Source organism: Geomonas silvestris, assembly GCF_014193515.1.
GTDB lineage: Bacteria > Desulfobacterota > Desulfuromonadia > Geobacterales > Geobacteraceae > Geomonas > Geomonas silvestris.
The window spans coordinates 88,754-109,162 of record NZ_BLXX01000009.1 but is presented as its reverse complement, the minus strand read 5'-3'; the positions used below and the strand labels follow the sequence as shown (position 1 = coordinate 109,162).

16 protein-coding genes and 1 riboswitch are annotated in these 20,409 nt (G+C 67.4%); of the genes, 6 read left to right on the top strand and 10 right to left on the bottom strand.

What is annotated here, in order from left to right:
- Positions 1–151: 151 nt before the first annotated feature.
- On the top strand, positions 152–514 hold the full coding sequence (locus GMST_RS14480) for a CZB domain-containing protein (protein ID WP_183355401.1): 363 nt from the start codon (positions 152–154) through the stop codon (positions 512–514).
- A gap of 62 nt (positions 515–576) precedes the next feature.
- Here the strand turns inward: GMST_RS14480 and GMST_RS14475 are convergent, their stop codons facing one another.
- From GMST_RS14475 to GMST_RS14465, 3 genes are read right to left on the bottom strand one after another with little or no spacing between them, the layout of a single operon-like run.
- Positions 577–1,737 carry a lipocalin-like domain-containing protein gene (locus GMST_RS14475; RefSeq protein WP_183355400.1) on the bottom strand — a complete coding sequence of 387 codons (1,161 nt, stop codon included), beginning with the start codon at positions 1,735–1,737 and terminating at the stop codon, positions 577–579.
- A 1-nt stretch (position 1,738) separates the two neighbouring features.
- Complete coding sequence (locus tag GMST_RS14470; protein ID WP_183355399.1) at positions 1,739–4,279, bottom strand: ABC transporter permease; 2,541 nt, start codon at positions 4,277–4,279, stop codon at positions 1,739–1,741.
- The gene (locus tag GMST_RS14465) at positions 4,276–4,983 is read right to left on the bottom strand and encodes an ABC transporter ATP-binding protein (protein ID WP_183355398.1); all 708 of its coding nucleotides are present in this window, start codon (positions 4,981–4,983) and stop codon (positions 4,276–4,278) included. The genes GMST_RS14470 and GMST_RS14465 overlap by 4 nt, the downstream gene beginning before the upstream one ends.
- 374 nt (positions 4,984–5,357) lie before the next feature.
- On the opposite strand from GMST_RS14465, the gene GMST_RS14460 reads away from it, so the two are divergent.
- Both GMST_RS14460 and GMST_RS14455 read left to right on the top strand, forming a co-directional pair.
- The gene (locus GMST_RS14460) at positions 5,358–7,649 is read left to right on the top strand and encodes an Lcl domain-containing protein (RefSeq protein ID WP_183355397.1); all 2,292 of its coding nucleotides are present in this window, start codon (positions 5,358–5,360) and stop codon (positions 7,647–7,649) included.
- Between the two features lie 23 nt (positions 7,650–7,672).
- The gene (locus GMST_RS14455; RefSeq protein ID WP_183355396.1) at positions 7,673–8,161 is read left to right on the top strand and encodes a hypothetical protein; all 489 of its coding nucleotides are present in this window, start codon (positions 7,673–7,675) and stop codon (positions 8,159–8,161) included.
- Between the two features lie 84 nt (positions 8,162–8,245).
- Here GMST_RS14455 and GMST_RS14450 read toward each other — a convergent pair whose 3' ends face one another.
- Both GMST_RS14450 and GMST_RS14445 read right to left on the bottom strand, forming a co-directional pair.
- Entirely contained in the window at positions 8,246–9,025 is a 780-nt protein-coding gene (locus GMST_RS14450; protein ID WP_183355395.1) for a C40 family peptidase, read from the bottom strand.
- Positions 9,026–9,339: 314 nt separating this feature from the next.
- Positions 9,340–9,546, bottom strand: coding sequence for a hypothetical protein (locus tag GMST_RS14445; protein WP_183355394.1), 207 nt, complete (start codon positions 9,544–9,546; stop codon positions 9,340–9,342).
- 779 nt (positions 9,547–10,325) lie between these two features.
- On the opposite strand from GMST_RS14445, the gene GMST_RS14440 reads away from it, so the two are divergent.
- From GMST_RS14440 to GMST_RS14430, 3 genes are all read left to right on the top strand, one after another.
- Positions 10,326–10,922 (top strand): OmpA family protein, encoded by a 597-nt coding sequence (locus GMST_RS14440; protein ID WP_183355393.1) that lies wholly within the window; start codon positions 10,326–10,328, stop codon positions 10,920–10,922.
- A 239-nt stretch (positions 10,923–11,161) separates the two neighbouring features.
- Positions 11,162–11,238: riboswitch (cyclic di-GMP riboswitch) on the top strand.
- An 81-nt stretch (positions 11,239–11,319) separates the two neighbouring features.
- The gene (locus GMST_RS14435; RefSeq protein WP_183355392.1) at positions 11,320–12,108 is read left to right on the top strand and encodes a hypothetical protein; all 789 of its coding nucleotides are present in this window, start codon (positions 11,320–11,322) and stop codon (positions 12,106–12,108) included.
- Between the two features lie 62 nt (positions 12,109–12,170).
- Positions 12,171–13,697, top strand: a complete 1,527-nt coding sequence (locus GMST_RS14430; protein ID WP_183355391.1) for a coiled-coil domain-containing protein — start codon at positions 12,171–12,173, stop codon at positions 13,695–13,697.
- Positions 13,698–13,802: 105 nt separating this feature from the next.
- Here the strand turns inward: GMST_RS14430 and GMST_RS14425 are convergent, their stop codons facing one another.
- The 5 genes from GMST_RS14425 to GMST_RS14405 form a co-directional block, all read right to left on the bottom strand.
- Positions 13,803–14,009 carry a GSU3473 family protein gene (locus tag GMST_RS14425; protein ID WP_183355390.1) on the bottom strand — a complete coding sequence of 69 codons (207 nt, stop codon included), beginning with the start codon at positions 14,007–14,009 and terminating at the stop codon, positions 13,803–13,805.
- Between the two features lie 256 nt (positions 14,010–14,265).
- A complete protein-coding gene (locus tag GMST_RS14420) occupies positions 14,266–16,248 on the bottom strand; it encodes a hypothetical protein (RefSeq protein WP_183355389.1) in 1,983 nt (660 codons plus the stop codon).
- Between the two features lie 33 nt (positions 16,249–16,281).
- A complete protein-coding gene (locus GMST_RS14415; RefSeq protein ID WP_246399652.1) occupies positions 16,282–16,968 on the bottom strand; it encodes a cytochrome C in 687 nt (228 codons plus the stop codon).
- Between the two features lie 15 nt (positions 16,969–16,983).
- Positions 16,984–18,198, bottom strand: coding sequence for a hypothetical protein (locus GMST_RS14410; RefSeq protein ID WP_183355388.1), 1,215 nt, complete (start codon positions 18,196–18,198; stop codon positions 16,984–16,986).
- 548 nt (positions 18,199–18,746) lie between these two features.
- A complete protein-coding gene (locus GMST_RS14405) occupies positions 18,747–20,360 on the bottom strand; it encodes an FAD-dependent oxidoreductase (RefSeq protein ID WP_183355387.1) in 1,614 nt (537 codons plus the stop codon).
- Between the last annotated feature and the right edge of the window lie 49 nt (positions 20,361–20,409).

Here is a 20,409-nt window from a genome sequence, read left to right as displayed (position 1 = left end):
CCCCCGCCGAACAGGCGATTCGGCAAGGTGCTCTTCAATTAATTCTAAAGTAAGGCGTGCGGAAATCCGAAATGATCCCTGCAGCTTCAGGCCTCACAGGCAGAGGCTGCAGCTTTGCGAATTGAGTGCGTGACTACCAGGAGGGATCTCGATGGATGCCAGGGAAATCAACAAGGCGATGGCGGCACACGGCGTGTGGAAGGTGAGGCTCAGGGAGGCGATCGAGAGCGGCCAGAGCGAATACCAGCCGCAGGTGGTGGCGCGGGACCGGGAGTGCGAGTTCGGCAAGTGGCTGCACAGCATCCCGGCCGGCGAGCGTCCGCCGGAGTTCTGGAACAAGGTCCAGGAGCTGCACGTCTGTTTCCACCAGGAAGCCGGGAGGATCCTCTCCCTCGCGCTTAGCGGGGAGCAGGAGGAGGCACTCTCCCTGGTCGGCGACCTGCGCGGCCGCTTCGTCACCACCTCTATCGAACTCACCAACGTGCTGCAGGCCTGGAAACAGGTTTCCACCTGAGGCGCATACCTCTCCCGTCCGGCCCGCCGCTCCCCGCCTCGGGGGCGCCGGCCGGACCGGCTTCAGCGGCCGACACCGGCGCCGCCGGGCTGGTAGCCGGTCATCTCCAGGTACCCGCTGCCCAGCTCCGCGCCCCCTTCCCCTTTCACTGCCACCGCACCTTCCCAATAACGAAAGCTGGTCAAGAGCTCCTGGTCCGACAGCCGCGGCACCACCTCGAGGGCGATCCCCTCTCCCGGCACGCTCAGACGCCAGCCGGCCGGGTAACGCGCCCCGTCGTGCGGGCTTTTCCACCAACCGGTCGGCACGAGCCGCACCTGGTCCCGGGTAAGCGGTTTGGCGCTCCCGTCCGCGGCCACCAGCGTCCCCGCGCTGAAGGGGTCGGCGGAGCCGTCCTTCTTGCGCAGCTGGTAGTACATGAGGTCGCGTCCGTCCTTTAGCTGCAGGGCGAACCAGTCCCACCCCGCCTGGTCGCCGGAGAGCGCGCTGGTGCTCCACTCCCGGTCCAGCCAGCTGGTCCCGGTCACCTGGAAGCGCTCCCCCCCTACGCTCAGGGTCCCCCGGGTGGCCAGGCGCGGGATCGAATAGTAGTACGAGGCGTTGCCCGGCTCGGGCCCCTTGCGGCTTAAGCCCCGCTCCCCGTTCAACACCACCGGCTGCGCGCTGACCAGTTCGAGGTCGAGTGCCCCGCTCCCCTGCGCCGCGCGCAGCCGCACGCTCCAGGGCGCCCCCTTGGTCTCGCGCGCCGACCAGTCCTCCAGGAAGACCTCAAGCGGCACCCCGCCGGCCCCGGCCAACCCGAGCGCCGCGCGGCTGAAGCGCTCCGCGGAAGAGAAGCGCCTGCCGTTCACGTCGGTGAGCGCGAAGTGCGCCATGTAGGCCTGGTTGGTCGCCCAGCGCGAAGATCGCGGAGGCTCCCCCGGCGCCAGCGCCATCCGGAAGAAGGTGAGCTGGTAGCCGAAACGCCGCCCGGCACTGTCGGCCAGATTCCCCGTGAAGTACCACCACTCGGTCTTGTACTCCGGGTGCGGTCCGTGATCGGCGGGGAACCGGAACGCGCGGGGCGCTACGGCGCGCGCGAACCCCGTCTGCGGCACACCCCCAAGCGCCTGGCTCACGCTCATCCCCCCCGGTTCGACAGCGGGCTCCCGGCGCCGCCCCAGGGTCCAGAGCGCCCCGGCTGCCAGCGCGGCAACGAGCAGTATCGTCATAAGCCGCCGCATGTCACTCCTCCTCCTTGAGCGCGAGCGCCGGGCTCAACCGCGCGATCTTAAGCGACGGGTAGATCCCGGCCAGAAACGCCGCGGCGAGCGACAGGAGCACGGCCTGGATCAAAAGCTTCGGGTCGAGGTAGGGTTCCATGGTCCAGCCGAAGGAGCGCAGGTTCACCACGAAGATGAGCACCAGGGCCTGCAGGACCCCCAGGGGGAGCGACAAGAGCCCCGCCGCCAGGCCGATCAGGAGGGTCTCCCCGGTGACGACGCCCCAGACCTGCCCCGGGGTGAGCCCCAAGGCGCGCAAAACGGCGAGTTCGCGGGCCCGCTCCACCTGCATCGCCATGAGCGCCGACAGGATCCCCACGAAGGCGACGATCATGGTGAGGATGCGCAGCACGCCGGTGATGGCGAAGGTCCGGTCGAAGATGGCCACGGTGTTCTGGCGCAGCTCGGCGTTCGACACCAGGCGCACCCGCTCGTTCCCCACCCGGGCGCGGATCTCCTGCGCCAGCCGGTCGCGCGTCACCCCCGGGCCCGCGTAGAACCCCATGCCGTCGACGCCGGGATCCTCCCAGAAGCGCAGGTAGCCCGCGCGGCTCATCATCACGATCCCCTGGTCGGAGCCGTAGTCGTAGAAGACGCCGGCAACCGGGAAACTGCGCGGCCCCAGCCGGGTGGGGAGCGTGACCCGCCCCCCGCGGTGCAGCTTGTGCCGGTAGGAGTAAGGCTCGGAGACGAGGAGCGCGTCCCCCCGGCTGAAGCTCTCCCAGGCCTCCCGGGGGCTCCCCTCCTTGAACCGGTAGCTTAAAAAGGTGCTCTCGGGGACCTGGGCCGCGAAGACCTCCACCGGCCCGGCAGCGGTCGGGAGGGTGACGCGCCGGGTCACGCTGGTGAGCGCCCCGGGGAGACGGCTTAGGCGCTCCACCAGGGCAGGTGGGAGCGGCGGGCGGCGCCGGGCGTCGGCCTCGACGGCGCTGGTCAGGTAGAGGTCGGCCCTGAGCCAGCTCTCCAGCCAGCTCGTAACGGTGAGCCGGAAACTCCCCACCATGATGCCGACCCCGATGGTGGCCGAGACCGCCACCACCAGCGCCGCGGCAGCCACCCCGGTCCGGGAGAGCGAGATGAGGACCCCGCGCGCCGCCATGCGGCCGATCGTCCCGAAGAGCCCGCCCAAGACCGGGCGCAGCGCGCGCGCCAAGAGGACCACACCCGCCGGCACCAAGAGGGCGTACCCCACGATGAGGGCGAAGAGCCCGGCGAAGCTCCCGGCGATCCCCCACGCCTCCACCCGCAACACTAGGAACCCGGCCAAGAGCACCACCCCCGCCGTGACCACCGCGTAGGGCATCAGCCTGCGGCTGCGCGCCTCCAGGAAGGAGCGCCCCAAAACGGCACGCGGCGGAGCGCCGGTCGCCTCGAGCGCCGGGGGGAGCGCCGCGGCGAGCGTCGCCAGGACACCCAAAAGCCCACCCTTCACCAGGGTCTGCGGCATGAGCGGGACGCTGCGCACCTCCACCACGAAGTAGAGGTCGTTGATGGTCCGGGTCACCAGCCGGGTGAGTTCCTGCCCCATCAGGCTCCCCAGGGCGAGCCCCGCCAGGGTCCCGGCAAGCCCCACCACGAGCGCCTCGCTTAAAAGCTGCCAGAGCACCTCGCGCCGGGTCACCCCGACCGCGCGCAACAGGCCGATCAGCCGGCGCCGCCTGATCACCGAGAAAACCATGGTGTTGTAGATGAGGAACATGCCGACCACCAGGGCCAAGAGGCTCAGCGCGGTGAGGTTGAGGCGGAAGGCGCGGGTCATCTGCTCCAGCGAGCCGGCACGGGCCCCCGCCGGGAGCAGGGTGGCCTCCGGGGGGAGCAGGGGGCGCAGTTCGGCCAGTATCCGGCTCCCCGCGTCCCCCTCCGGGAGCACCAGGTCGATGCGGGAGAGGCGCCCCAGCCGGCCGGTCAACTCCTGCGCCGAGGCGATGTCGGTCACCATGAGCGACTCGAGCCCCAGCCGCGTCACCTGGTCCGGCGCCTCCAAAAGGCCCGCCAGGAGCACCTCGGGGCTCTTCCCGGCGAGCTCGATCCGGAAGCGGTCGCCGACCCTGAGGCCGAGCTGCCGCGCGGTGCCGGCGGCGAGAAGGACGCTTTCCGGCCGGGTCATCAGGGTGGCCAGGACGTCGCCGTTTGCGAAACGGGAGCTGAAGCTGCGCAAAGGGGGCTCGGCGAAGGGGTCGAGCCCGACCAGTTGCAGGGTCGTCCCCGAGCGCCCGGCGACCCGCACATCGGCGCTCACTACCGGCGCGCAGTTCCGGAAGTGGCGCCCGACGCGAATGGTCCGGTAGAGTTCCTCGGGAAGCCCCGTCGGCCCCCCCACGATATGGTGCGTCGCCCGCCCCGCCACGGTTTCCGCCGCAATCTTGAAGGCGCGTTGCGCGGTCTGGTTGGCGAGGTCCACCGCGGTCACCACGGCGACGCCGAGCGCCACCCCGAGCACCGTCAGGACGGCCTGCCAGGGGTGGCGCACCAGGTTGCGCAGGCCGGCCCGGAGGAGGATCATACCAGCGCCCCCGGGGCGAGCGCCGCCTCGCTCAGCTGCCCGTCCCTGATGCACAGGAGCCGGTCCGCCAGGCGCGCAACCTCGCTTGAGTGGGTCACCAGGACGAGCGTGCAGGCGGTGGGACGCAGGAGCCGCTCGAAGAGCTCGAGCACCTCGCGACCGGTCTCGGCATCCAGGTTCCCGGTCGGCTCGTCGGCCAGCAAGAGCAGCGGCCGGTGGATCAGGGCCCGCGCGATGGCGACCCGCTGCTGCTCCCCTCCCGAGAGCCGGTCCGGGTAGCTCTGCGCCCGGTCGGCAAGCCCCACCCCTGCCAGGAGCTCCAGCGCCTCCGCGCGCCGCTGCCGGTTCAGCGCCCCCAGAAGCTCCAGCGGCAGCATGAGGTTCTCCGCCACCGTCAAGGTGGGAATCAGGTTGTAGGACTGGAAGATGAAACCGATCTTCTCGCGGCGAAACAGGGTGCGTTCCCGCTCGGAGAGGCGGTTTATCGGCCGCCCCTCGATGATGATCTCGCCGTGCTCCGGCAGGTCGATGCCGCTTACCAGGTTGAGCAGGGTGGATTTCCCCGAGCCGCTCTTACCCAGGAGAAAGAGCCACTCCCCCCGGGAGATCTCCAGCGAGGCTTCCTTCAGTATCTGGCGTTCCCGCTCCCCTTCCCGATAGCTCTTAGAGACGCCGCGCAATTGAACCAGTGCTTCCCGCGTCATCGCTGCTCCCCTTTGTGCTTTCTTCTCAATCCCGGCCCGACGGGCCTCCGCCTGTGGCTGCTTCAGTAATCCCGCTGGCCAGTGAGCTTGGCAGTGTTTCCCGTAAAGGACCGACCAATGATACCACAGCTCTGCGCACCGGTTCAGCTCATCTGCGGGAAAGGGGACCGGTGGCCCCCTCCCGTCAGCGCGCGTACGGTACCCCAAGCGAGCCGCCTGACCACCTGCTGTCCAGAGGTTGCACAACCGCCCCCGCCGCGCACTCCACCCTAATACCAAGGCCCACGAAACTCCAGGGAAAATCCCCCGTCCGTTCTTGGCACGAAGGAAGCATTAACGTGCATTAATTATCAACGAACAGGAGGAGTTCAACCATGACTTGGAAAACGATCTGTGCCGAGGGGCTCGCCGCGGGGCTTGCCGTAGTGTGGGCCCTTGGGGCGGCGCCCGGCTCCGCCATGAACCTCCCCAAGACCGGGCAAAACCTCTGCTACAACGCCGCGGGGAGCGTCATCCCCTGTCCGGGCACCGGCCAGGACGGCGAGCTGCAGGCAGGGACTCCCTGGCCCACGCCGCGCTTTACCGACAACCTGAACGGCACGGTGACCGACAACCTGACCGGCCTCGTCTGGCTCAAGGACGCCAACTGCGTCGAGCTGCAGCCCGCAGCCGGCATCACCTGGAGCGCGGCACTGGGCGCCGCCAACACGCTGCGCAGCGGGCGCTGCGGCCTGAGCGACGCCTCGGCCGCCGGGGAGTGGCGGCTCCCGAACGTGAACGAGCTGGAGAGCCTCATCGACCTCTCCCAGTACTACCACCCGCTCCCCCCGGGCAACCCGTTTCTCAACGTGCAGTGGGGCTACTGGACCTCGACCACCCTGGCCGCCTTCCCGGGGAACGCCGAGTGGGTCGCCTTCGACAACGGCGGGGCGCGCGGCAGCGTGAAGAGCAACTTAAGCTACCTCTGGCCGGTGCGCGGCAGCGGCGTCAACATCGCCCGGACCGGAGAGACCAGCTGCTGGGACGGCAGCGGCGCCGTCATCCCCTGCGCCGGCACGGGCCAGGACGCCGACAAGCGCGCCGGGGTCGCCTGGCCGGTGCCGCGCTTCGTCGACGCGGGGATCGGCACCGTCGCCGACCGGCTCACCGGGCTCATCTGGATGAAAAACGCCGACTGCTTCGGCAGCACCGCCTCGCAGGACGCCGCCCTCAGCGAGGTGAAGACGGTGGCAAGCGGGGTCTGCGGGGTGCAGGACGGCTCCCGTCGCGGGGACTGGCGCCTCCCCAACCGCAAGGAACTGCGCAGCCTGCTCAACTACTCCCAGGCCGACGGCGGCGTCTGGCTCACCAGCCAGGGGTTTGCCAACGCCTACAACGCCTACTACTGGAGTTCCGACTCCTACCCGAACGTGGTCGACCTGAACTGGCTTCCCGCCGGGGCCGACCCGAACCTGGGGGACAAATGGCTGGTCCGCTCCCTGGGGGGGACCGTGCTCTCCAGCTGGGTCGACGCCATCACCCCACCGGAGATCAAGCACCTTATCCCGGTGCGCGACAAGCTGCAGCCCGCGCTGAGCTGGCCCGCTCCGGCCCCGATCGCGGTCGGCACCGCGCTGGGACCGGCGCAGTTAAACGCCTCGGCCAGCGTCCCGGGGAGCTTCAGCTACACGCCGGGCACCGGGAGCCTCCTTTCCGCCGGGGCGAACCAGCAGCTCAGCGTCACCTTCACCCCCAACGACCGGGACAACTACGGCACCGCCACCAGGAGCGTTTCCCTTACCGTCACCGGCGGCGCCCGCATCACCCTGAGCGGCCTCAGCGCGAATTACGACGGCACCCCCAAGGCGGCCAGTGCCAGCACGGTACCTCCCGGCAAACCGGTGCAGATCACCTACAACGGCAGCAGCAGCGCGCCCCGCAACGCCGGCAGCTATGCTGTCCTCGCCAGCATCCTCGACCCGGCGTTTCCCGGCGCCGCGAGCGGGGAGCTGGTGATCGCCCCCGCAGCGCTCAGCGTGACCGCTCTCCCCCAGAGCAAGGGGTTCGGGAGCCTCGACCCGATCCTCGCCTACCAGTACTCCGGGCTGGTCCCCGCGGACAGCGCCCAGGTCTTCAGCGGCGCACTCAGCAGGGCCCGCGGCGAGGCACCGGGCAGCTACGGCATCACCCAGGGGACCCTTTCCGCCGGCGGCAACTACTCGATCAGCTTCGTCGCCGCCCTGTTCACCATCGACCCCGTCTTCAGCGTGACCCCCTCGGCCGGCCCCGGCGGAAGCCTCGTCCCCGGCGCCCCGCAGAGCGTCAGGCTGAACGAGACGGCGAGCTTCGACGTCACCCCGGCCGCCAGCTACCGGACCCTCGCCGCCGCCGGCTGCGGCGGAACGTTCGCGGCGGAGCGCTTCACGACCGCGGCCGTGAGCGCCGACTGCAGCGTCACGGCACAGTTCGGCCTCATCGGGGACCTGAACGGCGACAGCAGGATCGACATCAGCGACGCGATGCGCGCCCTCATGATCGCGGTGCGTGCGGCAACGGCCACGGCCGAGGAGGGGATACGGGGCGACGTGGGGCCGCTTAGTAACGGGCAGCCGCACCAGGACGGCAGGATCGACATCGCCGACGCCCTGCTCATCCTCAAAAAGGCAATCGGGATGCCGGTCTGGTAACCGGGCTTACAAGGAGAACGATCATGAAAAAGACCACCCTGCTGGTTGTTTCCCTGTTCATCCTTTCCATCTGCTCCGGCTGCGGCAGCGCCGGCCCTAGTGCCAGCCAGCCCGCCGCCGGCCCCACCTCGAGGAGCTACCAGCTCTCCCTGCAGGGGAGCGTGAGCCCCGGCCAGGTCACCGGGCTCAGCTTCGACCTGGTGCTTCCCGCCGGGGTGCAGCTCCCCCTCGACAGCCAGGACCAGACGGTGCTCCCCGCGGGGCTGGCACTATCCGCCAGCGCCCCCTCCGGCGCCCTCATGGAGGGGCGGGTCGCCTCGGGGGTGCTCACCGTGGCGCTCGTGAGCGCGTCGGGGCTCGCCAAGGGGGGGTTCGCGACGCTCACCGCCGGCATTCCGGCTGGGGCGAGCGCGCCGTCCGCCTCGGCTTTCGCCGTCACAAACCTGCAGGCCCTCGACCTGAACGGCACCCCGCTCACCGGGGCGGCGGTCACCGTGGTCGATCCCCCCTGATCCTAGAGCCGCACCAGACGCAGAAAAGCCCGCGCATCGCAGAGATACGCGGGCTTTTTTTTACAGCGGTGCCGGCGGGTGCCGCTACACCAGCCGTTTCGCCCCGATGAAGCGCGAGCGGTAGTAATCGCTGTTCAGGTCGGAGACGGTCACCTCCCCTTTGCCGGAAGATGCGTGGATCATCTTCCCCTCGCCCAGGTAGATGCCGACGTGCGAGGGGTAGGAGGCGTAGGTGTGAAAGAAGACCAGGTCCCCTTTCTTAAGCTCGCCGGGGGCCACCTCGCTTCCGAGGTGGATCTGCTCCCGCGCGGTGCGGGGAAGCTCGATCCGGTGCTCGCGGAACACCTGCTGGACGAAGCTCGAGCAGTCGATCCCGGTCGCCCCTTCGCCGCCGAAGCGGTAGGGGATGCCGAGGAAGCGCTCGGCGGTACTCTCGATGGCGGCCGCTACCCCGGTGCCGGCGCCAGCGCTGGCCGGCGCGGCCGCGGCAGGTGCGCCCGTCTCTCCGGTCTGCTGCGGCGGGAGCGCCAAGGGTGGGCGCGGCGACTGCCCCGGCAGGGGGATCTCGGCGCCGGTCCAGCTGGCTGCGGAGGCAAAGAGCCCGGCCAGCGACGGAAGCCCGCTCGCCGGCGGCGCGCTTTCCGCCTCGACCGGACCGGCCAGCGCGAGCGAGCGCTGCATCATCTCGATCCGGAACAGGTCGGCTGCCGCTTGCTGGTTGGCGGGGGAAGAGTGGGGGGTACTGTCGTGCAGGGAGCCGAGCAGCGCGTCGAAGGAGACGGCAGTCTCGTGATGCTTTCTCGCCGTCCCGGGCTCCGGGAGACTGGTCGGCAGTGCGGGTAACTGCAGGGAAGAAATCGACATCGGTGGTTCCTTTGTGCGGCCTGTTGCGCGGGCGGAGCCTGCGGCAGACGGTCGGTCGTTTTTGACGCAACGTCAATTACTTGGCAGCCGCCACCCCTGCCGCGGGCCGCAAACCGTGACGTTATCCGGGCGCACGCGGTGAGGCCTGCGCGCCGTCTGGTGACACTGCAAATGGCCGGCCAACGACTGAAAAGGGAAGAGCGGGAGGGGAGACGGGGGTCGGCAACCAAGCGCAGCGGCGCCGGCAGCGGTGCCAGTGTGGCCCGGCGGCGCTCCGGCAGGAACCCGAACGATCAGGCGGACGTGGGAAGCCTCTAGTCGCCGAAGCCGTCGCTTTCGGAAGGGCCGGCGGCTTCGCGGGAGGTCATGGTGACCGTGCCACGGTACAGGACGTACTGGCGGTGGCAGGAACAGGAATATACCAGGCGCACGCTCCAGTGCTCCTGGACATAGTGCGGGTACTCGTTGCGCATGCCGCACTCGCAGGTGAAACCCTTCTCATCAACCTCGATAGTTGCCATTACGGTCCCCTTCATCGAATAGTGATAGGGCGCCAACCGGTCGCAGGATCCAGGTCGCAGGCGGTCTGCCACTGGCAGCGCCCCGAGTCGATGAGTATCGACTAAGGTTGACAAAGATACCGTATACGATTCTATGCAGGCCCCACCATAAGTCAACAGCATCTGTGACAATTCGCGAGAAAAAGAAAGAGATTTCAGCACCGGGAAGAGCCTGCGCCCCGGCTGTCTGGACCAACTGCCAGCCCCCCCACACTCTCACGGTCATCGCCCAGGATGCGCCCCCTTTACCCTGCAGCACTTTTTTTTACAGAACCGTTGCGGAACGCTCTGATTTGGTGTACATCTTGACGGTCATGCATGGATTCCGAATGATCGTCAGCACGAGAAGGCTCGCAGCCTGGAATGTCATACCGCTTTGCCTGTTCCTGATCTTCCTGGGAATCAAGGTACCTACTGTCAGCAACAAAGCTGGCTCACCCAAGCCCTCACCGCGCGCTGTCGTTGAAACCTCCAGCGAGTCCAGTAAGTTCACCTGGGCCAAGCTGGTTATGCCAGTGGAACTCTGTGAAGTCGTCACCGAGTTGCCAGCGCCGCTGTTCTACGCCCTCCTGTTCCTTTCCACGGTGTACCGGTTCAGGTGCACCGTAGCTCCCCAGGTCAGTGCACGAGCTCCTCCGGTCCGGCCCTGCTAGAGCGTCCTCCGGACTCCACCTTCCCGGCACCGGGGCGCTGGAGAGCTATGCCCGAAACACCATCACTGACCTCAAAGGAGAGCACCCATGAAATTCACCAGATCCATCCTCGTCGGCCTCGCCGCTACCGCCCTTTGCGCCGGCTGCGCCAAGCAGGAAGTTGTCAAACACGACCAGATGATCCCGGCTGCCCCTGCGGCGGCCCAGCCGGCCAGCGCCGCAAAACCGGCAGCTCCGGCTCCGGCAGCCAAAGCACCGGCCGAGGAACGCATCTCGGACACCGCCATCAAGGAAGCCCAGCCGGCCGCGGCCAAGGGAGCCGATGCGATGGGCGAGCAGAGCGCCGTGCAGCACCTCTTGGAGAAGGTCTTCTTCGACTTCGACTCCTCCGCCCTCTCTCAGGCGGCCCGCGCAAGCCTCGCCAAGAACGCCGATGTCCTCAAGAAGCACAACCTGAAGGTCCGCATCGAGGGTAACTGCGACGAGCTCGGCTCCGACGACTACAACCTTTCACTGGGTGAGAGCCGTGCTGCGTCGGCCCTCAAGTACCTGAAGGCGCTCGGGGTTCCTGCGGAGCGGATGTCGATCATCAGCTACGGCAAGGAGAAGCCGGCGGCCCCCGGCCACGACGATGCGGCCCGGGCCCAGAACCGCCGCGACGAGTTCGTGGTACTCGCCAAGTAAGCGAGGAACGAGCGCCCGGGCCAAAGCGGTCCCGGGCGCCCGTTTTTCCCGCCATTTCACACCCCTCCCGCTGCACCGCTCCAGGCAACGCCCTGGGCATCCTTCGCAAGTTCAACGGTTTCCCAATCCAGCCGGCTCGCCACTCAGGAATTTCTCCCTTGTCATTTCGCGTCGTTTTGCTATATTTCTCTCGCCCATTAAACTGGCTTGCCTGCAAGCCTCATGGGCCTACAACCGATAGACGACAATACTAAACCATCCGCGAGGGTGGGGCGGAAAGCCCACAGGGTCTCACGCAGACAGCCGGGTTGCCGAAATATCACCTATTTTCGGCAACCCGGTTTTTTTGTGACCGGGTACCGGCTCTGGCAGAGGACGCGCTCCTCGAGGAGGGGGTATGCTGGCCCTGGACAGCAGTATCGGCTGCATCGAAGCAACCGGGACCGACGTGCTGGACCTTTTCAGCGCGGCACCGGTAGTCCTGGAGCGGCGCTCGGGTTCCGGGCGGATCTCCCACGAGGCCTACGTCTGCGCGGTGCGCAGGCAGGCAGGCGTCAAGGTCTACGTGGCGCTTTTGGCAGCCGACAAAAAAATCTACGTTTATACCACCAAAGGGGACCCCGAGCCTGAGAATGAGTACCACCGGACCCTCGAGGTGGCGCTCGAGTTTGCCAAGGGGCTCGGCTTTTGCCCCGAGCGGGTCAACCTGAACTACAGCCCGGCCATGCGCGAGGTGGTGCTGCGCAACATCAAGATCCTGCGCCCGACCGGAAGCAAGGTGCAGGCCCTGCCGCGCCACGGCGCGGCCGACGCCCCGACGGCGCAGCACCACAAAAAGGGTGCCCGGGCCGGGTCGGCGGTTGCGGGCTCCGAGCTGGGGGAGCTTCCGCTCTGCCTCGACGACCCTGCGCCGGCCGCCGAGACTCCCGCCCCTGCTGCGGCTGCCCCTCCTACTCCCGTTTCCGTTCCCGTTCCCGAAACCGTCGCCGAAACCGTAACCGTTGCGCCCCCCCCCCCCCCCCCGTCCCCGACCCCGTTGTCGTTGCGGCTCCATTGCCCCCCGTCCCCGTCGCCGTTACGGCTCCACCGCCCCCGGAACCGGTTCCCCTGGCCGCCGCGGCCGCACCCCCACTCGCGCCAGCCCGAGAAGAGTCGAGTGCCCTGCACGGTGAGCTGGCCAGGCTAGCCGACCAGTACCAGGAGTTTCAACGCCAAACGGCCCAGCAGCTCGCGCACCTCCAGGAAAAGGTGCAGGGAGCCGAGCTGGAACGCGACCGGGCGAGGCAGGAAGTGGTCCAGCTGCAGCAGGAGCTGAGCGAGGCTTCCCGGGCCGAGGCCAACCGTTCAACAAGCGAACAGCTCGAGCTGCGGGCCCAGAGCGAAAAGGCAAGCGAGGTGGCTTTGCAGCTTGCCGAGCTGAACGCCGCTCATGAAGAGATCTCCGCGCGTCACACCCGGCTCGAGGGGGAGTACCGGGAGCAGTCCGCCCGGCTCGCCGCGGCGCAGCAGGAGCTCGCCGAACAAAGCGCGGCGCACGAGACGGCATCCCGACAGCTGCGCGAAAGCGAGGCGCAGTGCCAGGAACAGGCGGCCCGGCTCGCCGCCGCGGAGCAGGAGCTTTTGCGGCAGGGGAAGCTTCAGGGCAAGGCGGCCAAGGACCGGTTCAAGCTGGAGAAGAAACGGGAACAGGCGGTCTCCGAGGCCGGGGCGTTGCGTGAGGAGGTGGGGCGGTTAACTGAGGCACGGGACCAGGCGGTCGCCGCGCAGACCGAGCTCGCTGCGGAATGCGCCAGCTTGAAAGAGAGCCTGGAAACGCTGCAGCAGCTGCTGGCTGAAAAAGAGCGGGCGTCGGCAGGCGCCACAGAGCTGGAGAGACAGCTCGAGAGGCTCCTGGCGGAACGGCAGCGGCAGGGGACAGAACTTACCGCCCTGGAGGCCGCGCTCAACCTGGCGCTGCGCGAGCGTTCCCACTTTGAAGAGGAGAATGCCACCCTGATCAGGGAACTGGCGGCGCTTGGGGCGCGGCTGACCGCGCCAGGTGCTGCACCGGCCGCTCTTTCCGATTCCTCGCGTGAAGAAGCCGACGGCGCACCGGAAGCCGGCGCCAAAGGGTGCGAGACACCCAAGGTCGAGCCCCCCCTGTTCGGCATGTGGCAGGAGGGTGATGAGCCGCAGACCTGCCAGCTCCCGGAACTCCCGGAACTCCCTGAACTCCACCAGGAGTGGGAAACGCCGGTCGGCGAGGGGTCTTCCGAGGACCACGGCCCGCTCCCGCACCGGCACAGCAGTGTGGCAGCGGACTGGTACCAGTGGTCCGGCGGGAGCCAGGAGAGCGCGGCGCTCTCTTCTGCTGACGACGATTTTTTCCCGACAGACGAGGCCGCAAGCGATGGCTGCGGGATGTTCCTGCTCAAACCGGGTGCCGGCCCCCTCGCCTGCCGAAAACCCGAAGACGTCATCGAGTTCTACCGCTCGGTAAACGTCGCAAGCCTCTCGCCCGAGGGGAAGGCCCCGGTCGTCTGCCAGGGGTACATCTTCGCCGTGGTGGGAGAGCGGCAGCTTCAGGTTGCCGTAGCGCTCCATGCCGCAAAGAGCGGCAGGCATTGGATCTACCTTCCCGAGCGGCAGCCTGAGCATAAGGAGGAGCTCGCCCAGGCGATCAGCGCCGCCCTTACCTTTGCCGAGAGTGTGGGGTTATTGATGGAACAGGTCCCGGTGCCGGACCGCGTCGCGGCACTGGCCCAGTCCCCGGTGCTTCTATGTGGTCCCCGGTGAGCGGTGAGGGTCCTTTGAGGAGTACTCAGGAGCGTTTGCTGCCGAGATAACGGGGCGGAAAAAACGAAAGCGGCCCCTGTTTCTGGCCGCTTCGCCGCGCGAGGCTCAGTGTCCGTCGCGCTTGAACATGAAATCGCTCCACCTGTCGCCGGGGCGGATCAGTGGGAGTTGGGCCTTGCGGATCGGGTCCTTGCCGATCTGTACCCAGCCGTCCGCCCTCAGGAAGGCGACGATCTTTTTTTCGCGTATCAGGTATTCCAGCATGTAGGCCGGAACGTCCCGTTCTTCGCCGTTGGTAAAGATAACCGACATAGCCTGCTCCACGTTCTCATTCGATATCCCACACACCTCCCGCGGCAGTTTCCGGTAATTACTACATCTCCCTCGCCTCTCATTGTAGCCCAGCAGGTCCGGCGCGCTCAACTCCCAACTCTCCCAACTCTCCCAACTCTCCCGGGCCGCCAGCCCCGCCTCCGTCCGGCGTTCCCGCAGGATGGTAGCCGCTGCCACGAAAAAGAGCCCCGCCTGACAGCAGGCGGGGCTCCGGTTCGGCTACCGGTTTGGAGGGTTACGGACGTTCGCGCTGCGGCGGCGTCCAGGCCCCGGTGGTGCGGTCGAAGCCGATCAGGTAGGTCATGCTCGGGGTCGTGGTGCCGTAGAGCGGGCCATCGGTGTTGGTGACGAAGGCCCTGAGGTCCTTCACGAACTTGCCGAAGACCCGGTTGCTCGAGGCGTTCCCTTGCAGCGAGACCGCCTGCGCGGTGGTGCCCGCCGACTGGTTCATCAACCCGTCATCCAGGAAGTCGACGGAGTCGTAGATGAGCCGCCGGGTGAGGGTCCGGGCATGCAGGAACGCCGAGTTCTCCTTGTAGTTCAGGATGATGTTGAACATCGCCCCTTTCAGCTTGTAGACCTGCAGGTTGCTGAGCCCGTTGGCGGTGAGGTAGGCGGCCCAGTTGGTGCCGGTGATCGGGGTCCCGGCGGTTACCCCGGTGAGCCCCGCCGAGCGACCGGTCGCGGTGAAGACGTAGGAGACGTCCTGCGGGGTCTCCAGCGCCTCGTCGTCGGTCAGGTTGATGCTGATCCCGTAGTTGGTCTCCAGCAGCCGGACCGCCAAGGCCAGGGCATCGAACATCTGGTCCCGGTTCTCGCGCACGAAGAGGTCCATGAAGTTGGTCGCGTTGAGCGGCGTGCCGCGCTCGGAGGTGTGGCAGTTGATGCAGACCTGGTTGTAGGTGTTCTGGGCGAAGGTGGTGTTCTCGAAGGTCAGCGTGTGCCCCGCGGTCATGTGGCAGACCACGCAGGGACCGTTGGCATCCAGGTGTCCCGGGGTGAAGAAGGACGGGCTGTGGGAATCCCCGTTGATGGCCGGGGTGCCGAGCCTGCGGTGGGTGCTGGTGACGCCGCCGGAGATGTCCTCGTTGGTGATCAGGCTCTGGCCGTAGGTGGTCGCCGCGATGGCACCGTACCCGGTGGTTCCGGTGGTTGCGGTGACGGCCGGCAGGACCGCGGTCAGCGAGGTGAAGTTGATGAAGCCGATCTTGCCGTACATAGTGGCGGCCGCCGGGAAGTAGTGCGAGTCGAAGGGAGCAGTGGTCGGGCTCGCCAGGGAGATGGCGGCACCGACCCGGGCCCCGGTGCGGCCGGCGTGGCACGGTACGCAGAGCTGGCTGTCGCCGATAGTGGAAGCGGTGGTGGTAAAGTTGCTTCCGGGGATCCGCTTGCTGATGGCATCGGAGCGCACGTACGGGGTGGAGAAGACCTGGAAGGCGACGCGGCTGTCGCTGGAGAGCCTGCGCCAGCTGTAGTCGGTGTGGCAGGCGTTGCAGCTGATCACCTCTTTGGCCGAGCTGTAGGCACCCAGAAGCGCCGGGGTGATCACCCGCTGGACCCCGACGGTCATGTAGTAGCGGAATCCGGTGGCGGAGTGGCAGCGGTTGCAGGTGCCGCCCGAGAACTTCACGAAGGGTTCCTCGTCGAAGGCCTCGGACGTGGTGTCACCGTGGCCGGATTGCGCCCACTGGCGGTTCACCGTCAAAAGCGTGGTCGGGTCGTGCGGGTTGTGGCAGCCGTTGCAGCTGGACCAGCTGGTGGCGGTCTCGGTCCCCGGGGTGGCGATGGTGTTCACCGGGTTGACCAGGGTGAGGTTCAGCCTGGAGAGCGGGAAGCCGAGGTACGAGGCGGACTGGTTCGCGAAGTGCGCCCGCTGGGTGCTCATGGCGACCGTGTTGGTGTGGCACTGCGCGGTGCAGACCGAGTCGTTGGGGAGCGGCGGGATCGAGCCGTTTTGCGGGTGCCCCAGCTGGGTCGCATGGTGGCAGTCGTCGCAGCCGGCGCCGCCGGCGGCCGAGGCGTGGGCGGAGCGGAGCCAGTCGGTGGCGACCGAGGCGCCGGTCACCCGCGAGGCGGTGCCGCTGTGGCACCCCAGGCAGGACTGCGAGGCCTGGATCTGCGGCGGGGTCGATCCTTCGCGCTTGTCACTGCCGCAGCCCGAAAGGAAGGCGACGAGTGCTACGCACACAAGGGGTGCTATCAGTCTCAGTTGTTTCATGCGATGAGTCCTCCTTTGTTCCTAGCGATTGGTCTAGTGGCAGGCGCGACAGGTTCTGTCGGTTCTCCTACTGATATTGCCGCCTTGAAAGTTCTTCGGGTGCGGGTTGACCCGCAGCCCCACGGCCCGGTTGCCGCCGTGGCAGCGCAGGCAGACGTCCCCGTCCGGGTGGCAGGACTGGCAGGTCTGCAGGTTGCGCCGCGCCTCGCGGCTGTGCTCCGAGCTCCAGACCCCGCTGTAGAGCTGCCCCGTGCCGCTGGGGAGGTGCGAGCGGATCCTAAAGCTGCCGCGCGGGTAGCGCGAGTGGCACTCGTTGCAGAAGCGCTGGTCGTGGCAGCGGTAGCAGCTCTGCGGGTTGTCCAGCGACTTCAACGGGTGGATCTGGACGAAGTCCCTGCGGTGGCTCCTCGGGATGTAGTCCTGGCCGAAGTTCGCCCGGGTCAGGTCGGCGTTGATGCCGCCCCCCTGGTGGCAGTCCAGGCAGTAGGCCTGGGTGTGGCACTGGGCGCAGTTGCTGCCGGCCTTGCTGGCGATGGAGCGGTGCTGGCGCACCCAGTCGGCGTCGTGGTTCAGCGCGACCCCCTCCCCCTTGTGGCAGTCGTTGCACTCGGAGATCTTCATATCCTGGTACTCTTTGTGGTTCTGCTTTTGCGCCGTGGCCTGTGGTACGTACGCTGCAGACATGAGCAAAACGGTGCAGATGAACACCATGTTCTTCACAGTGGCACCCCCTTTCTAGAAGTCGTAATCGAGCACGAAGCGGCCCGAGATGTTCTTGGTGTAGCGCACGTTGACGTCGTCCTGGATCCTTCCGGAGACCGCCAGGTTCTTGGCCAGCCGGTACCTGCCGGCCAGGTAGTAGCGCCGGGCGTACTCGTCGCCGGTCATGGCGTCGCGCTTGTACACGTCGAAATCGATGCCGCCTGCCACCTGGGCGTTCTTGGTGATGTCGAAGGTGACGTCGGAGATGATCCCGTTGGTCTTGCCGTAGTAGCCGTTGCGCGCGTCGTACTCGACGGTGATCCCGAGGGGATCGATGGGGCGCAGCGCCGTCCCTGCCTGCCAGACGAAGGCGCCCCCCCCATCGCCGAATTCCTCCCGGGTGACGCCGCCGTACACCGAAACGATCTCGTTGAAGCGGTAGTTGACCTTGAGCACCCCTTCCTGGTAGCGGTTGACGGCGAAGACCGAGTAGATGGAGGTGGTGTCGAAGATGGGATAGCTCTGGTAGTACTCGCCGGTGAAGAGCAGGCTTGAGGTCGGGAAGAACTTGACGCCGGCCTGGACCTCGTTGAAGGTCTCTGTCACCAGGTCGTAGCGGGCGTTCGCGTAGACCTGCAGGGAGTTGAAGAGCTGCTGGCGGAAGTTCCCCCCCAGCTGGTCGCGGGAGTTGTCGCCGCCGTCCCACTTCCGAAACCAGCTGATCTCGGCGTCGGTCTTCTTGAAGCCGGCCAGGTAGGCGGCCAGGCCGAACGCGGTGTTGGCCGGATCCCCGGTCTCGCCGCCGAAGCCGAACAGCACGTCGCGCCCCCCAAGGAGCGTGAACCCCACCGGCCCCACGTTGCGTAGGTCGACCTGGACGCCGTCGATGATGGCGCTCCCCGCCGCGAGGTTCACGAACTGGCGCCCCAGGCGGAAGTCGATCTTGTCGTAGAGGCCACGGTACTCCCCGTAGAGGTAGTAGAGCCGGCCGTTCAGTCCGTCCCCCGCGCCGAAGTCCTGGCCGATCCTGCCGTAACCCTGCAGCGAGAACTTGCCGGCCGCGTCGATGTTGGTGATGGACAGCCGCAGATACTCGTCCAGTTCGTTCTGGCGCCGGTCGCTGGTGAACCCGCTGGTGCCGGTCAAGAACTGGGTGGAGCTTCTGCCGTGGATATCCGCCGCCCAGCTCGCGGTAGCGGTCAGCAGGGACATGCAGAGAAGCAATCGAGACACCCCTTTGATCACCATTAATGTAACCTCCTTTCCTGAAACGCTGATTGCAGCTTCACAACGCCAAACGCCCATCGTGCGGATTGGGTCACCTCCCCCGAAGCAGTTATGAACTCCGAAGCCAACAGCTCACCAGCTGGCCTTGCCTGGTCAGGTACTGTCACGAGATGGGAAGATGACAGTAGGTGACCTGCACCCGGTGCGACCTGGAGCCGAAAAGAGGGTCAATTGTCCTTGGGGATAACTGCGTGGTACCGCAGAGAGGTGTCAGTTACAGCGTCAGATGCCGACAGCATCCGAACCCTCCTCTCAATCGCGAATTACATTAGCTAATTTTTATTGGCAGATTCTTATTTACCAGCTAATTATGATTTAGCAAGAGTCGTCTGCGTTTTTTGGACAAACTATTCAACTCCGGGTGCTGCAAAACTCGTGAGGGAAAGGGGGTGAAGGGGGGAGGGAAGCCGGAAGGAAGCGCGGAAAAGAGCTGGCAGGTCAGAGGAAGAGCCGAGGTGGGAAGAGGGAGAGGACCGGCGCTAAGGGGGCGCCGGCGGCCAGGGGAAGCCTCAGGGGAGCGGGTGGAGCGACTGGGCGAGCCGGTGTTGCTCGATAGCTTTTTCCTCCTCGTTCCAGGAGAGTTCCCGGGCCAGAAGGTCGAGGACGGCCGGCGCCGCCTCGAGTGCCGCCCGCCGGTCCAAAAGCCCGAGCGGGATCCGGCGCAAAAGAAAATCGGCTCCCTGCCGGACCATCTCGTGGCGCGCCGCGTAGACCACCTCCCCCTTGAGGTAGGGGTGCCGCGCCACCAGCCGCTCGGCAAGTTCCGCCCGGCACAGTTTGCAGACCCGGCCGGCCTCCCCGCCGTAGTTGCGGGCGAGGTGCGCGGCCACCTCCGGTTCCAGGCGGAACGTTTGCGCGAGCTCGGCGGCGAGCGCCCCGTGGTAACCTGCCGCACCGAAAAGCGGGATCCGCTCGGTGTGGCACTCCCGCCGCGGGGTGAGCCCTCCCTCGCGCAGCGCGGCGTCGACGGCGTCCTGGGCCATCCTGCGGTAGGTGGTCCACTTGCCGCCGGCGATGGTAACGAGCCCGCTGCCGGAAATGTTCACCACGTGGTCGCGCGCCAGCCCGGCGGTGTCGTGGGCGGCGGGGTCCTGCACCAGGGGGCGCAAACCGCACCAGGCCGCCGTGATGTCGCAGCGGGCTGCCTCGATGCTGAAGTACCGCGCCAGGTGCCGCAACAGGTAGTCGATGTCGGCAGGAGAAGCCTGGGGATCGGGCTCGAGGGAGGCGGGGTTGTCGGTGGTCCCGACCAGGCACCCACCGAGCCAGGGGAGGATGAAGAGCACCCGGCCGTCCTCGGTGCGCGGGATGGTGATCCCCGCCTGGGCCGGGGCGAAGGAGGCCGGGAGCACGATGTGGGTCCCGGAACTCGCCCTGAGCAGGGGCTCGGTTGCCGGGTCGTCCAGGCGGCGCAGCAGGTCCCCCCAGGGGCCGGTCGCGTTCACCACGCAGCGCGCCCGGACCTCGAAGGAGTCCCCGGCCAGCCGGTCCCGGACCAGGGCTCCGGCCACCCTCCCCTTGCGGTGCACGAGTTCCTTGACCTCCAGGTAGTTGAGGACTAAGGCCCCCTGCTGCCGCGCGCTCAGGGCCAGCGCCAGGTTCATCCGGGCGTCGTTGAACTGCCCGTCGTAGTAAGAGACGCCCCCCTTGAGCCCCTCGCGGCGGATCATGGGGAAGCGCCGGACGAGCTCCTCGCGCCTCACGAACCTGCTGTGCCCCAGCCCGAGCCGGCCCGCCAAAAAGTCGTAGAGTTTGAGGCCGGCCCAGACGTAGGGGACCTCGAGGGTGCCGTAGAGCGGGGTGACCAGGGGGAGCCGGTGGCAAAGGTGCGGTGCCAGCCTAAGCAGGATGCCGCGCTCGTGCAGCCCCTCGCGCACCAGGTTGAACTGCACCCGGTCCAGGCGGGTGAGCGCAGCCTCCAGGTAGCGGACCCCGCCGTGCACCAGTTTGGTGCTGCGGCCGCTGGTCCCCGAGGCGAAATCCTCGCGCTCGACCAGCGCCACCCGCACCCCGCGGCTGGCGGCATCGAGGGCCACGCCGCAGCCGGTCGCCCCCCCGCCCACCACAAGCAGGTCGAACCCCTCGCCACGCCGCAGGTTCTCCAACTGGGCCGTACGTGTCATGAAAATCTTCCCCCTGTCTGCTCTACTCTTTGCTCCGGGTGCGCTCGCC

Coding starts and splice junctions, on each gene's coding strand:
- GMST_RS14480 (WP_183355401.1), top strand. CDS start 152: ATGGATGCCAGGGAAATCAACAAGGCGATGGCGGCACACGGCGTGTGG.
- GMST_RS14475 (WP_183355400.1), bottom strand. CDS start 1,737: ATGCGGCGGCTTATGACGATACTGCTCGTTGCCGCGCTGGCAGCCGGG.
- GMST_RS14470 (WP_183355399.1), bottom strand. CDS start 4,279: ATGATCCTCCTCCGGGCCGGCCTGCGCAACCTGGTGCGCCACCCCTGG.
- GMST_RS14465 (WP_183355398.1), bottom strand. CDS start 4,983: ATGACGCGGGAAGCACTGGTTCAATTGCGCGGCGTCTCTAAGAGCTAT.
- GMST_RS14460 (WP_183355397.1), top strand. CDS start 5,358: ATGACTTGGAAAACGATCTGTGCCGAGGGGCTCGCCGCGGGGCTTGCC.
- GMST_RS14455 (WP_183355396.1), top strand. CDS start 7,673: ATGAAAAAGACCACCCTGCTGGTTGTTTCCCTGTTCATCCTTTCCATC.
- GMST_RS14450 (WP_183355395.1), bottom strand. CDS start 9,025: ATGTCGATTTCTTCCCTGCAGTTACCCGCACTGCCGACCAGTCTCCCG.
- GMST_RS14445 (WP_183355394.1), bottom strand. CDS start 9,546: ATGGCAACTATCGAGGTTGATGAGAAGGGTTTCACCTGCGAGTGCGGC.
- GMST_RS14440 (WP_183355393.1), top strand. CDS start 10,326: ATGAAATTCACCAGATCCATCCTCGTCGGCCTCGCCGCTACCGCCCTT.
- GMST_RS14435 (WP_183355392.1), top strand. CDS start 11,320: ATGCTGGCCCTGGACAGCAGTATCGGCTGCATCGAAGCAACCGGGACC.
- GMST_RS14425 (WP_183355390.1), bottom strand. CDS start 14,009: ATGTCGGTTATCTTTACCAACGGCGAAGAACGGGACGTTCCGGCCTAC.
- GMST_RS14420 (WP_183355389.1), bottom strand. CDS start 16,248: ATGAAACAACTGAGACTGATAGCACCCCTTGTGTGCGTAGCACTCGTC.
- GMST_RS14410 (WP_183355388.1), bottom strand. CDS start 18,198: ATGGTGATCAAAGGGGTGTCTCGATTGCTTCTCTGCATGTCCCTGCTG.
- GMST_RS14405 (WP_183355387.1), bottom strand. CDS start 20,360: ATGACACGTACGGCCCAGTTGGAGAACCTGCGGCGTGGCGAGGGGTTC.